Source organism: Zeaxanthinibacter sp. PT1 (assembly GCF_028464225.1).
In the GTDB taxonomy this organism is placed as follows: domain Bacteria; phylum Bacteroidota; class Bacteroidia; order Flavobacteriales; family Flavobacteriaceae; genus Zeaxanthinibacter.
The window spans coordinates 36,647-49,613 of sequence record NZ_JAQPCN010000007.1 but is presented as its reverse complement, the minus strand read 5'-3'; the positions used below and the strand labels follow the sequence as shown (position 1 = coordinate 49,613).

Annotated in this window: 13 protein-coding genes; 8 read left to right on the top strand and 5 right to left on the bottom strand. The window is 44.2% G+C overall.

The features are described 5' to 3' along the window. The first annotated feature begins 41 nt into the window (after positions 1-41). The 7 genes from tsaD to PP178_RS14340 all read left to right on the top strand — a co-directional run bounded on the left by tsaD (position 42) and on the right by PP178_RS14340 (position 6,608). Positions 42-1,070, top strand: a complete 1,029-nt coding sequence (gene tsaD, locus PP178_RS14370; protein ID WP_272595054.1) for a tRNA (adenosine(37)-N6)-threonylcarbamoyltransferase complex transferase subunit TsaD — start codon at positions 42-44, stop codon at positions 1,068-1,070. A gap of 24 nt (positions 1,071-1,094) precedes the next feature. Continuing rightward, positions 1,095-1,448, top strand: coding sequence for a TfoX/Sxy family protein (locus PP178_RS14365; protein ID WP_272595053.1), 354 nt, complete (start codon positions 1,095-1,097; stop codon positions 1,446-1,448). Between the two features lie 9 nt (positions 1,449-1,457). Then, positions 1,458-2,165, top strand: a complete 708-nt coding sequence (locus PP178_RS14360; RefSeq protein WP_272595052.1) for a 16S rRNA (uracil(1498)-N(3))-methyltransferase — start codon at positions 1,458-1,460, stop codon at positions 2,163-2,165. Between the two features lie 85 nt (positions 2,166-2,250). Next, positions 2,251-2,892 (top strand): DUF4159 domain-containing protein, encoded by a 642-nt coding sequence (locus tag PP178_RS14355; RefSeq protein WP_272595051.1) that lies wholly within the window; start codon positions 2,251-2,253, stop codon positions 2,890-2,892. 1 nt (position 2,893) lies between these two features. Beyond that, complete coding sequence (locus PP178_RS14350; RefSeq protein WP_272595050.1) at positions 2,894-3,994, top strand: AI-2E family transporter; 1,101 nt, start codon at positions 2,894-2,896, stop codon at positions 3,992-3,994. A gap of 8 nt (positions 3,995-4,002) precedes the next feature. Beyond that, the gene (locus tag PP178_RS14345; protein WP_272595049.1) at positions 4,003-5,181 is read left to right on the top strand and encodes a class I SAM-dependent methyltransferase; all 1,179 of its coding nucleotides are present in this window, start codon (positions 4,003-4,005) and stop codon (positions 5,179-5,181) included. Between the two features lie 65 nt (positions 5,182-5,246). Further along, entirely contained in the window at positions 5,247-6,608 is a 1,362-nt protein-coding gene (locus PP178_RS14340; protein WP_272595048.1) for a Gfo/Idh/MocA family protein, read from the top strand. A gap of 12 nt (positions 6,609-6,620) precedes the next feature. On the opposite strand, the gene PP178_RS14335 is transcribed toward PP178_RS14340, so the two are convergent. Further along, a complete protein-coding gene (locus tag PP178_RS14335) occupies positions 6,621-7,361 on the bottom strand; it encodes a M15 family metallopeptidase (RefSeq protein ID WP_272595047.1) in 741 nt (246 codons plus the stop codon). 119 nt (positions 7,362-7,480) lie between these two features. On the opposite strand from PP178_RS14335, the gene PP178_RS14330 reads away from it, so the two are divergent. Then, positions 7,481-8,578, top strand: a complete 1,098-nt coding sequence (locus PP178_RS14330; RefSeq protein ID WP_272595046.1) for a glycoside hydrolase family 130 protein — start codon at positions 7,481-7,483, stop codon at positions 8,576-8,578. A 4-nt stretch (positions 8,579-8,582) separates the two neighbouring features. Here the strand turns inward: PP178_RS14330 and PP178_RS14325 are convergent, their stop codons facing one another. From PP178_RS14325 to PP178_RS14310, 4 genes are all read right to left on the bottom strand, one after another. Next, a complete protein-coding gene (locus PP178_RS14325) occupies positions 8,583-9,413 on the bottom strand; it encodes a sugar phosphate isomerase/epimerase family protein (RefSeq protein WP_272595045.1) in 831 nt (276 codons plus the stop codon). Between the two features lie 16 nt (positions 9,414-9,429). Then, complete coding sequence (locus tag PP178_RS14320; RefSeq protein WP_272595044.1) at positions 9,430-10,146, bottom strand: gluconate 2-dehydrogenase subunit 3 family protein; 717 nt, start codon at positions 10,144-10,146, stop codon at positions 9,430-9,432. A gap of 3 nt (positions 10,147-10,149) precedes the next feature. Next, positions 10,150-11,868, bottom strand: a complete 1,719-nt coding sequence (locus PP178_RS14315; protein ID WP_272595043.1) for a GMC family oxidoreductase — start codon at positions 11,866-11,868, stop codon at positions 10,150-10,152. A gap of 155 nt (positions 11,869-12,023) precedes the next feature. Then, positions 12,024-12,908, bottom strand: coding sequence for a helix-turn-helix domain-containing protein (locus tag PP178_RS14310; protein WP_272595042.1), 885 nt, complete (start codon positions 12,906-12,908; stop codon positions 12,024-12,026). Positions 12,909-12,967: the final 59 nt, after the last annotated feature.

The window sequence follows — 12,967 nt, the reverse complement described above, 5'->3', positions numbered from 1 at the left end:
TTTATGTTTTACCTTTGTACACCAATTTTTATTCCAAATACGTGGAAAATTCCAATACTTATATTCTTGCCATTGAATCTTCCTGTGACGATACCTCGGCAGCCGTTTTATGCAATAACAGGAAACTCAGCAATGTGGTGGCCACGCAGAAAATTCATGAGGAATACGGTGGTGTTGTACCGGAACTAGCCTCAAGGGCACACCAACAGAATATTGTACCGGTGGTAGACCGTGCCTTGGCCAAAGCAAATATCGATAAAAAACAGTTATCTGCCATAGCTTTTACACGCGGTCCGGGACTTATGGGTTCATTACTTGTCGGAACCTCATTTGCCAAGTCGCTGGCGCAAGGATTAGGAATTCCATTAATCGATGTAAATCATATGGAAGCCCATATTCTAGCGCACTTTATTGAGGATGAAGAACAGAACATGCCAGGTTTTCCATTTCTTGCAATGACAATAAGCGGGGGACATACCCAGATCGTAAAAGTGAATAATTATTTTGATATGGAGATCCTCGGGGAGACCTTAGACGATGCCGTGGGTGAGGCTTTTGATAAAAGTGCAAAGCTTTTGGGCCTACCCTACCCAGGGGGGCCTCTTATCGATGCCCACGCCAAGAAAGGGAATCCAAAAGCCTTTAAATTTCCCAAACCCAAGGTAGATGGTCTTAATTTCAGCTTTAGCGGGCTGAAAACCAGCATCCTGTACTTTATACAGAAAGAAACGGCCAATAATCCTGACTTTATTCAGGAAAACCTGGATGACATCTGTGCTTCTATCCAGCATACTATCATCAATATCCTGATGGATAAATTGCGTCTTGCTGTCAAACAAACAGGGATAAAAAAGGTAGCTATAGGTGGTGGAGTATCGGCGAATTCGGGCATCAGGACGGCACTTGCCGAAGCCCGGAAAAAATCAGGGTGGGAAACCTATATTCCCAAGTTTGAATACTGCACGGATAACGCCGCAATGATCGGCATTGTGGGTTATTTAAAATTTAAGCAAGGATCCTTTACGGACCAGGGCGTCAGTCCCAAAGCACGGTTCTCCCTGGGGTCTTGATCAGTTGAATTAATTTATGGAAAAATGGCTTATGACGAATTACTTTATAAACGGATAATCGCCATACTGGAGATTTTCCCGGATTCGGTCTCCCGGCATTTCAAGGTAAAAAATATGTTCGGGGGTGTGGCCTTTCTCTACAAGGGTAAAATGACGGTTGGAGTGGTGAAGAAGGATCTCATGGTCCGCGTTGTGCCGGAAAAAATGCCAGGTATCCTGGAGGAGACTTATATAAGAGCCATGGATTTTACCTCCAAACCGATGAAAGAATTTATATTCGTAGCTCCCGGCGGCATTGAAAATGAATCAGAATTACATCGTTTCGTCGAGCTCGGACTGGAACATGCCCGTAGCAAACTTAATGAAGTTCAAAATTAGAAAAGCATTATGCAGTTATTTTATAATCCCGATCTCAGCGAAGGAAATGAGGAATTTCAATTTGATCGCGAAGAGAGTAAACACATTGTCAAAGTACTTCGCAAAAAAGAAGGAGACACTTTATATATCACCAATGGAAAGGGCTATTTATTTACGGCGAGTATAGAAGTTGCAGACCATAATAAATGCAGGGTAAAAGTTCTTGATGCCAAGAAAAAATATCCAAAACGATACCGATTACACCTGGCTGTTGCGCCAACCAAAAATAATAGCCGGTACGAATGGTTCCTTGAAAAAGTGACAGAGATAGGTGTTGATGAAATTACCCCCCTGATCTGTGAGCGTTCTGAAAGGACTACGATTAAAACCGAAAGGATGGAGAAAGTAATTCAGACCGCGATGAAGCAGAGCCTGAGAACATACCTCCCAAAATTGAATGAACCGACTACTTTTGAAGAATTTATTAAAAATGAACACCAGGGACTTCTTTTTATCGCTCATTGTGAGGATGACGAGAAGATGGATATGAAACGGCGGATCGCCCCTGATACCAATATAACTTTACTAATAGGCCCGGAAGGCGATTTCACCTCCACAGAGATCAAAAAGGCATACCAGGAGCATTTTATACCGGTTTCCTTGGGCGACTCACGACTGCGCACTGAAACTGCTGCAATTGTAGGCTGTACCACGGTTACCTTGGCCAATACTATTTAGAAGTAACGGATGCCAACTTATTCTCAGGACTCGGCCCTTCAATACTCCTGAGAATGATTACATTTGATAATACGATTACCGAAAAATGAGGATCATCTTAACCCTATCATTATTTCTTTTTTGCTCAGCCGGCATTGCACAAGAAATAGCCATCCTTAAATACAATGGTGGCGGTGATTGGTATGCAAACCCTACTGCCCTGCTAAACCTTATCGAATTTTGCAACAGCAACATAGGCACCACGATTGCACCTAAACCCAGGACTGTAGAGGTTGGTAGTCCTGAAATATATTCCTACCCATGGATTCACATGACAGGCCACGGCAATGTGTTCTTCTCCCAGGCTGAAGCTGAGAACCTCAGAACATACCTGCTATCCGGAGGGTTTCTACATATTGATGACAATTATGGGATGGAGCCGTATTTACGAAAAGAACTGGTGAAAATTTTTCCGGACAGGGAATTGACAGAATTGGGTGCAGATCACCCCATCTTTGACCAGGCATATAAATTTCCAAATGGGATGCCCAAAATCCATGAACACGATAGCAAGCGACCACAAGCCTTTGGAATTTTTGATGAAGACCGCTTAATGGTGTTATTCACTTTTGAAACAGATCTGGGCGATGGTTGGGAAGACCAGGCGGTACACAACGATCCCGAAAACATTAGGACAAAAGCCTTGCAGATGGGAGCTAATATTATTCAATACGCTTTTAAGAACTAATATGACTTCTAAAGACATCACCACGGGAATTGTCAGGGCTGTAGCCATACTTGTTGGCATATATCTTTTTTTCCATTTTCTATACCTTATCAGCTCCGTGATCGCTTATGTAGCTATCGCAGTGGTACTGGCCCTGATCGGGAGACCGGTGGTGCTTACCCTGCGCAGGAGATTGCGTTTTCCAAATACCGTTGCGGTCGCAGTAACCATGTTGTTAATGCTTCTCATGATCGGGGGTATAATCGCGCTTTTTGTCCCTTTGATCACTGAACAGGGAAAGAATCTCTCTTTATTGAATATCGAAGATCTTCAACAAAGTCTGAACGCCATATACCGGGAATTTACATTCCTTTTTGGGGCCAGCCCTGAAACGGTCAATGAACTGATCAAGGATTCTAAGCTGGAAAATAATGTATTACAGGGGCTCAATGTTGAATTCATTCCTAATTTCCTCAATTCATTTCTCGATATTCTTAGCAGCTTTAGTATTGGACTGTTCTCAGTACTCTTTATCTCCTTTTTCTTTTTAAAGGATAGCAAGCTGTTCCAGAATGGTATTCTTGTATTTGTTCCCGAAGGCAGTAAGACCAAGGTGGTTAAGTCTATAGACAGCATAAAGGCTTTACTTTCACGGTATTTTGTCGGCTTGTTGCTACAGCTGTTTATCCTTTTTGTAATCTATACCATTGTTCTACTTCTCGTTGGCATAGAAAATGCTATCGTGATCGCTTTCCTATGTGCACTGTTCAATATTATCCCCTATATAGGACCCATAATTGGCGGTATCATCATGATATTCCTTACCATGACCAGTAACCTGGGTTACGATTTCAATACGGTTATCCTTCCCAAGACGGGTTATGTACTTATTGGGCTTACCATTGGCCAGCTAATTGATAACTTCTTCTCGCAACCCTTCATATTTTCTAACAGCGTTAAGTCGCATCCCCTGGAAATTTTCCTGGTGATTATTATCGCCGGTTTAATTTTCGGGGTTACCGGGATGATTGTAGCCGTTCCCGGCTATACGGTAATAAAGGTGATCCTGAAAGAGTTCATGGCAGACAACCATATTGTCAAGAAATTCACTCATAACCTGTAACTTTTCTTTTGAACCTCGCTGTTTTACATACACAGGTACAAGAGTACATTACTGCCCACCTGGATGAAGACCCCACCAGGCTTGCTCTCAACCCACCCGATTTTCCGGGGGTTTCCGGCAAGGAGGTCATCGCACAGCTGGCGGCTAAACAAAAGTGCCAATCAAAATTACCTAGTTGGTTCAGGACCGGGGGAATATATTATCCCGGGAAGATAAATATTGAACAGACTTCTTCTGAGCAGACAGCAGCATACAAGGCCTCTATTACTAAGGCCGCGAAAATCCTGGACCTGACCGGGGGGCTCGGCGTGGACAGTTATTATTTTGCACGGCATATAAAAAGCCTGGATTACTGTGAAAAGGATGATGAGCTCTGCCAAATAGCAACTCATAATTTTAAGCAACTAGGTGCGCTGAATATCACTTCTCACTGCATGGACGGTATTGAATACCTACAAAATACCCAGGAGTATTATGACCTGATTTACGTGGATCCTTCAAGGCGATCAGATGTTAAAGGAAAAGTATTCTTGCTTTCTGATTGCGAACCTAATGTACCGGCTCAATTAACTGCAATACTGGCACGTACAGCCAGGCTCATGGTCAAGACATCTCCCCTTTTGGATCTTAGGGCAGGAATTGACGAATTACAGTCGGTTAGTAGTATTTATATTGTTGCCCTGAACAACGAGGTTAAAGAAATATTATGGCTAATTGAACCCGGTAAGAACCTCATCCCCAGGATTCACTGTGTAAATTTAAAGGATGGTGATAAAGTTGAGTGGGAGTTCAGCCTGGAAGATGAACAAACGGCCTCCCCGGTTTTCGCAAAACCCGGAAAATATCTTTACGAACCCAATGCCGCGATCATGAAGTCCGGGGCTTTTAAATTAGTTAGCAGCAGTTTTAACCTGAAGAAGCTACACGAACACAGTCACCTTTACACTGCCGATAAGCTGATCAAATTCCCGGGAAGAAGATTCCTAATAGAATCGGTAATGCCTTATTCAAAAAAAATTCTCAAAGGAACAGGAATCCAAAAAGCCAACATAACCACCCGTAACTTCCCTGAGAGTGTACAACAAATCCGAAAAAAAATGAAGATCAAGGATGGGGGTGATCGCTATCTTTTCTTCACCAAAGGATGTGACAACCAGCTGCTTGTTGTTAGTTGCTCCAAAATTTAGCAGCAGCTTTATTACAGAATAACTTATCTTGATATCAGTAAAACCAGCTACTGAAAATCGGATCCATGTATTACAACAGGCGGAATTTTATGAAAAGTGCCACGGCCCTGGCAGTGCTTTCAACCTTCGGCGCTTACGGGTTGGAGCTGATGAACCGAAAACCTTTAAGGGTCGGACTTATAGGAACCGGTTGGTACGGGAAAAGCGACCTGTTCAGGTTAATGCAAGTCAGTAAGGTTGAGGTGATCTCGCTCTGCGACGTGGACAGGCGTCAACTTTCCGAAGCTGCAGATCTGGTACAGCAACGACAAGAAAACGGTAAGCGACCCCGTTTATACACTGACTATCGTAAAATGCTAGCCGAAAAAGACTTGGATATCGTTCTCATTGGTACCCCGGATCATTGGCACGCACTTACAGCCCTGGCCGCATTAGAATCAGGGGCGCATGTATACCTGCAAAAACCTATCTCCGTCGATGTCATGGAAGGAGAGGCCTTAGTGGCAGCGGCAGCTTATTACGGTAAAAAGGTGCAGGTTGGGACACAAAGAAGAAGCACACCGCATTTAGCAGAGGCCAAGGAAAAAATTGTAGATACTGGCCTGCTTGGTAAAATCTCACATGTGGATATGTGTTGCTACTACCATATGAGAGCTAACGGTTACCCTCCAATCCAATCCGTTCCGGATTATTTTGATTACGAGATGTGGACCGGACCAGCTCCCATGAGGCCATTTGACGGAATCCCCCATAAGCGATGGTGGCGAACATTTATGGAATATGGTAATGGCCTGATGGGCGATATGTGTATACATATGCTCGATGCTGTCCGGTGGATGCTGGACCTCGACTGGCCAGACCATGTACGTTCTACCGGAGGAATTTTTGTTCAAAAAGAAGGCCGTTCAAATATCACGGACACCCAGACTGCAATATTCGAATTTGGCGAACTCAACTGCGTTTGGCAGCACAGGACATGGGGAGCACCAGCGGATCCTGAATACCCGTGGGCATTCACTCTTTACGGAGAAAAGGGGACACTAAAAGCCAGTGTGATGCAATATGATTTTATACCGTTGGGAGAAGGCAAACCTATCCATGGCAATGCATTATTGGAAAAAGATAAGTTCCCGGAAGATCTTAAAGAAGAGGGGATGGAATTGCATGCCGCACCGGCTTCCCGTTTACATTTTATCGATTTCCTATCTGCTATTGACACCGGCGCAGATCCCGTTGCCGGAATTAAGGAGGGACATATTTCTTCAGCCAGTTGCATCCTCGCTAATTTGTCGATGAAAGTCGGCAGACCCCTGCAATACGATCCACAACAGAAACTGATCACCTCGGATCCGGAGGCATCTGAACTACTCAGTCGAAATTACCGGGATCCGTGGATACACCCGTCCTATAAGGATTTTAAAAAATAACATCCGTGATCATCAATCCTTCGGTTTCGATTGCTGATTACAATCCCATTTAAAATCTGCAAGTCTATAACTTGATGCCGTCCCGAGGTTGTAATGCCACCACTCTGTCCTTATCGACCAGAATCCGTATTTTTCCATGGTCTCCTTTAGGAGCAGGCGGTTCTCTAATACCTGTTGGGGTAAGTCAGTGTTATCGTGATAGGCCTTCTTGCCAAAATAATCAAAATCAGTGCCCATATCTACCACCTCCCCATCCAGCGATTCCAGGGTGATATCCACGGCACCTCCCCTATTATGAATAGATCCCTTTTCCGGGTTGGCAACATATTGAGGATTAGGTACGATCTTCCAAAGCAGGTATTGTACAGACCTTGGACGATAACAATCGAAGAAGCGGATACGATAACCCTTCTCCATAAGTTCTTCATTTGCTTGTAACAGGGCTTTGGCTGTTTTTGCCCGGGTATAACACTCAGCGCAATCATAGACCTTAGTTTTCATAAAATTATCTTCAGTAGCATAGCGTAAATCATATGAAAAATCACGGCTGTAATCGGCCAGCCTGACAAAGGTTGTATCACCCACACTATCGAGGGATTTAAGTTTTATGTTCTCCGGTTCCCGGCTTGCCACAGCCATGCTGTCTGCTGATAATAATTCAGCCCCGGGTTGTTCTTCGTTCTTTTTATCCGTTGCTGATTCCCTGCAAGAAGTAATCATCAACAAAATACCGAGGGCCATAATTCTTATCATAGATGAAATGTTTTTCCAGTAAATGTTTATCAATGCGGATAAAAATACAGAAAAGTTCTTCTTAGGCTATTTTCTTTCATTGCATAGTGTAACTTTAGATCAGATCAAAACTCAAACTCATGAACAGGCATATTTATATTCTTTTTCTTTTTATCCCGTTAATGCTTGCATCCCAGGAACCATGGCTCACAGGATTCGAGAAACCTGCGACAAACCCAATAATGCAAGCCGATGATCAATATGTATTCTATTGCCCGGTGCAAAAAGATTCGGTTCGTTGGCAGCAGGCCGATGTCTTTAATCCCGGAGCGGTGGTACGCAATGACACTGTATTTATGTTGTTCAGGGCCGAAGATGATCCGGAAGCTATCCTGGGAAGAAGAACATCAAGGATAGGATTGGCTCACAGCACAGACGGCATCCACTTTAGCAAACATCCGGAACCCGTACTCTATCCCCAGGAAGATGAATTCCAGAAGTGGGATTTCCCGGGAGGTGCAGAAGATCCCCGGGTAGTGGAGCTCGCGAACGGAGAGTATTTGATGCTTTACACCAGTTGGAACCAGGATACAGCCCGACTATCAGCTGCGACATCGCCAGACCTGAGAAATTGGACCAAACATGGCCCCACTTTTTTATCGGCTTATGAGGGTAAATTCCTCGACATTTGGAGCAAATCCGGTTCCGTTCTAACCGAGGTCAGGGATGGCCGACTTGTTGCGAAAAAGATCAATGGTCTTTATCACATGTATTGGGGCGAACTTTTTGTCAACCTGGCCACTTCAGAAGATGGTATAAACTGGACTCCTATGCTGAAGGATGATGGCTCCTTGTTAAAAGTATTTGAGCCTACGCTGAATGATTTTGACAGCCACCTAGTAGAACCAGGACCACCTGCTTTATATACAGATAAAGGTATTCTGCTCCTTTATAATGGAAAAAACCTGAACGGAGAAGGAGCCGGCACTATAGTCCCAGAGGGTACCTATTGCGGAGGACAGGTATTATTTGACAAGGAAAATCCCGCTAAAATGATCGATAGGTTAGAACAACCTTTTATATGTCCGAGCCTGCCTCACGAGATCACCGGGCAATACAAAGCCGGTACCACTTTCATCGAGGGACTGGTTCTCTACAAGGATAAGTGGTTCTTATATTACGGCACTGCTGATTCCATGGTAGGTGTAGCTGTATCAGAAGTAACTGATATGCCTTAGCATATTACATTCTTCGCAGCTGCTTGATGTATTCCAAGCTTTTAGGAACTTGCTGAACTACACGGGAGGATTCATCTTCTATGAATAGGTAAGGAATTCCCAATTCGCCTGCTCTTCTTACAAGAGCGGCAATATCAATGGTCCCGGTTCCCAAGGCGACATTTGTTTCTACGTCCTCGTGCCCGGAATGATTCCCTTTTACCCCAGCTTTCATATCCTTTAAGTGCATTAATTTGAACTTTTCAGGATAAGTATTCAATAATGTCATCGGATCTGCCCCACCGTGTTTTACCCAGTAGACATCCATTTCAAAATCAAAATTTGTCGCTTGCTCAGCCATATAGTCGAACAAGGTTCCGCTGCCGTGTTTAGCGAATTCATAGCCATGGGGGTGATATACCAGTGTTAGACCGGCATCCTCAATTTGTTTTCCCGCCCTGTTAAATACTTCAACGGCTATCTTTGCATCGCCCATCTGAAACTTGTTCTTATGTGGGATCCAGGGACACATGATATATTCGGCATCAAAGTCTTTAGCTCGTTTTATGGCAGCAGCAGGATCGTCACGTAATTCTTCAAAAGAAGTACCTACACTAACTACACTAAGGTCGTTTTGCTCAAGCAAAGCCTGGAATTCCTCAAGGGGAAGACCATAGGTGTCCCCTCCTTCCAAACTTGTTATTCCCCATTCACTGATCATTTCAAGCGTGCCCTCCACGTCGGATTTAAACTGTTCTCTTAGGCTATATAATTGTATTCCTACCTCCTGGGAAAAACCCAGGGTTGAGGAAAGTGCCATACATAGTAAAAGGGCATAATATGGGATTGACTTCATAGCCTTGATCTTTTGCTTAAGTTAATAAATTACCATGTTCATCCCATTCGGCGATGACCCCTCGTTTACTTTGGTCCACACATTTGGCGATCCATTCTTCGTCATAAGAGACCCCGTGTTGCTCCAGAACCTCTTCCGGTACGCCATCCCAGATATTGGGCATATTGCCCTGGTAACCCAGGTCCTCAATCCCCATTTTAGAGGTGTAATAGCCCGTTAGGGTGAGGTTTCGCATCATGGAAAAGAATTGAATCTCCAGCGGTTGTTCAGACATAGGAATCTCTGGGTCGTAAAAGGCGATAGCATCCAGGACCTGTTTCTGCTGGGCTTCATCTGCCGATTTAAATTCCAGGTTAAAATCGGTATTGCTTTTATGATCCAGCCACATAAGACCACCTCTTAGGGTGGTTTGCATTTCCGGGATATCCTTCGCCATGAATTCTATAAAGGCCGGTGCCCCGGCGTCTGTGGCACTTCCGAATTTATCATTAGCCGGCAGGATCAGTGCACATAGCACCCCGATGGTTTCTAATTCATGCTCATTGAAAAATACTTCATTTTCAAGTTCCATGATCAGTTCCTTTTCTTTCGGCGTTCTCCCGTAATTATAGGAATAACCCTGTATAGCGGATTCTTCCTCGACTGCTTCGGCCTCCGGTTTACAACCATGAATAGCCAATCCACCTGCTACGGTTCCAAGGAAGAGCGATTTTAAGCTTTTTCTCCTGTCCATTTCTTAAATGTTTTGTTGTTTCAATTGATCGACCAGGTAATCCGAGGCACGCCATGCAAGGGCCAGGATAGTCCAAGTACAGTTCTTATCGGCCTGTGAGACGAACGGCCCGGCATCCATGACGAACACATTATCTACCTCGTGCAATTGCTGGTGCTTATTGACTACCGATGTTTTTGGGTCATCTCCCATCCTGGTTGTACCCACTTCGTGAATAATTCGACCGGGGGTCAGTAACCCGTAATCTTCTTCTTTTGGCGGCCTGTCGCCCAGGACTTCTCCTCCCATATTATGAATCAGCTCCTCGAAGGTTTCCTGCATATGTTTGGCCTGCTTCCTTTCAAAATCGGACCATTTATAATGGAAACGTAAGACGGGGATCCCAAATTCATCAACGGTTGTTGGATCAATTTCACAGTAATTGTCCTTCATGGCAATGGACTCACCTCGTCCTCCAAAACCAATAACAGAGCCGTAGTATTTTTTCACATCAGACCTCAGTCCTTCTCCATAACCACCGGTGGGGAGTCCGAAGAATTTATTGAATTCGTTCGGATTGAACCCGAAACCGTAGCCCGGCATTCCCATACCGCCCCATACCTCTATATGGTAGCCCCTTGGGAAATCAAGGTTCTTATTGTCTAACCACCAGGGAGTGTAGACATGCATGCCACCAACCCCATCTTCATTATATGTTTTTCGGTTCATCAGGTCAGGGATAAAACCTGCCCTGCTGGCCCCGGTAGAGTCATGGAGGTACTTACCCACTACGTTACTGCCATTCCCCAATCCATTGGGGTGTTGACTGCTTTTGGAGTTCAGGAGGATGCGTGCGGAGCTGCAGGCTGAAGCGGCCAACACCACTACCCTTCCCTTTAATTTATATTCTTTCCTGTCATCTTTACTGATGTAAGAGACACCGGTAGCTCTTCCCTCCTCATTTGTTGTGACTTCACGTACAACCGAATTCACATATAGGTCTATTTGCCCTCCATTTTTCTGAGCCGGGAAGATTAAACAGCTTCCGGAAGAGAAATCGGCATATACCTGGCAGGCACGTGAACACTGCCCACAATAAAAGCAAACGCCGCGGTCTTTGTTGATCTTCTTGGTAAGCATGGACATTCGCGAAGGAATCACAGGCATATTTGATTTCCTGGCTCCTTTGATGTAGAATAATTCGTGCAACCTCGGTTTCGGAGGTGGCAGGAAGAAACCATCCGGATCATTTGGGAGACCTTCGTTAGTCCCAAAAACACCAATGAGCTTATCCACTTTATCGTAATACGGTTTTACGTCCTCGTAACCGATAGGCCAGTTCTCGCCCAATCCGTCTACATCTTTATGCTTAAAATCTTTGGGGCCAAAGCGTAGTGATATTCTCCCCCAATGATTCGTTCTTCCACCGAGCATATGAGAGCGGAACCAGTCAAATTTAGTTCCATCTTTATGGGTATAGGGTTCTCCTTCTATCTCCCAACCACCATAGGCAGTATCAAAATCACCGAATGGGCGCACGGTTCCCGCGCCTCTTCGGGGAGATTCGTAGGGCCATTTCATCTGTGTCATTTGTTCGGGATCTGCGGGGTCAAAATACGGACCTGCTTCCACTACGGCTACTTTAAGGCCTGCTTCTGACAGTACCTTGGTGGCCATTCCGCCTCCGGCGCCGGAGCCTACGATGATCACATCATAAACCTTGGCTTGTTCTTTAATCTGCATTGGAATAGTCTGGTTTGGTTTTTTTGCATTATGCTTTAGAAAATTAAGGCTTTTTCACAGCATATACCTGTTAAATCTGCAGATTGATCAGAAAAGCGCAAGAATTGAAAAAAAATGTTTAAAGGAATGTAAACCCTCTTTTTAACGAAGATTGATTATAATACCTTTTTAAGGTTCGAAAATTCGTTGCGGAAATCGGTTGGAGTCTGCCCTTTCATTTTACGGAATACCCGGTTAAAATTCGCGATACTGTTAAACCCGCTGGAAAAAGCAATCTCAGATATACTCAGATCTTTTTCGATCAACCAGCGAGAAGCGTAGCCTACTCTAACCTCGTTAACGTATTCGACCAGGGTTTTACCGGTACTTCTTTTAATGAAACGGTTAAAGGAAACGTTACTCATATTCATCAGCTCTGCCATATCATTCAGGCTTATCCTTGAAGAGAAGTTCTGGTGCACATAGTCATAAAGCAATTTTACTTTATCGCCCTGCTCTGTATTATCCGGACTTACTGTATTGGTTGATAAAAGTCTCTGGTTTGGCGTCTGGGCAAGTTCGTGCAATATGGACAGTAATTCAAGAAAACAAGGCATGCCGGTCATTTCGGTTACCTTTTCTAATCGAGGAATAATGTTCCGGATATCCTCCGGCGCAAAAAGGATGCCGTGCGCGGATCTATCCAGCATATTGCGGATGGGTTGCATCAGGTTACGCTGAAGGAAGGATTCATGGAAAAGGTTCTCCGGGAATTGTATCGTTATTTCATGGATATTTTTCTGCGTACAATTATGCTGTTCCCAAACATGAAAAAGGTTGGGTCCAACCAGTACCAATTCCGTGTTACCGATCTCTTCTATATGATCACCGATTACTCTTCTTACCCCTTTACCCCTGCTGATAAAATTTAGCTCATAATCAGGATGGTAATGTACGGGATAATCAAAATAGTCCTTTACCCTTTCACAGACATAAAAACTGTCCATTTCTGTAATCGGGGTGATTTCACGGTGTATTTTTTTGAGGAAATTGGCAATCATTCCTTTAGTTTGGTCGTTGGTTTTGGTACTATAATTTCGTAAGTGAAACAACAATATTA

Excerpts from the sequence above, each read along its gene's own strand:
- PP178_RS14360 (WP_272595052.1), top strand. The coding sequence starts at position 1,458 with ATGCAGTTATTTTATAATCCCGATCTCAGCGAAGGAAATGAGGAATTT.
- PP178_RS14350 (WP_272595050.1), top strand. The coding sequence starts at position 2,894 with ATGACTTCTAAAGACATCACCACGGGAATTGTCAGGGCTGTAGCCATA.
- PP178_RS14335 (WP_272595047.1), bottom strand. The coding sequence starts at position 7,361 with ATGATAAGAATTATGGCCCTCGGTATTTTGTTGATGATTACTTCTTGC.
- PP178_RS14310 (WP_272595042.1), bottom strand. The coding sequence starts at position 12,908 with ATGATTGCCAATTTCCTCAAAAAAATACACCGTGAAATCACCCCGATT.
- PP178_RS14340 (WP_272595048.1), top strand. The coding sequence starts at position 5,247 with ATGTATTACAACAGGCGGAATTTTATGAAAAGTGCCACGGCCCTGGCA.
- PP178_RS14365 (WP_272595053.1), top strand. The coding sequence starts at position 1,095 with ATGGCTTATGACGAATTACTTTATAAACGGATAATCGCCATACTGGAG.
- PP178_RS14355 (WP_272595051.1), top strand. The coding sequence starts at position 2,251 with ATGAGGATCATCTTAACCCTATCATTATTTCTTTTTTGCTCAGCCGGC.
- PP178_RS14315 (WP_272595043.1), bottom strand. The coding sequence starts at position 11,868 with ATGCAGATTAAAGAACAAGCCAAGGTTTATGATGTGATCATCGTAGGC.
- PP178_RS14330 (WP_272595046.1), top strand. The coding sequence starts at position 7,481 with ATGAACAGGCATATTTATATTCTTTTTCTTTTTATCCCGTTAATGCTT.
- PP178_RS14320 (WP_272595044.1), bottom strand. The coding sequence starts at position 10,146 with ATGGACAGGAGAAAAAGCTTAAAATCGCTCTTCCTTGGAACCGTAGCA.
- PP178_RS14325 (WP_272595045.1), bottom strand. The coding sequence starts at position 9,413 with ATGAAGTCAATCCCATATTATGCCCTTTTACTATGTATGGCACTTTCC.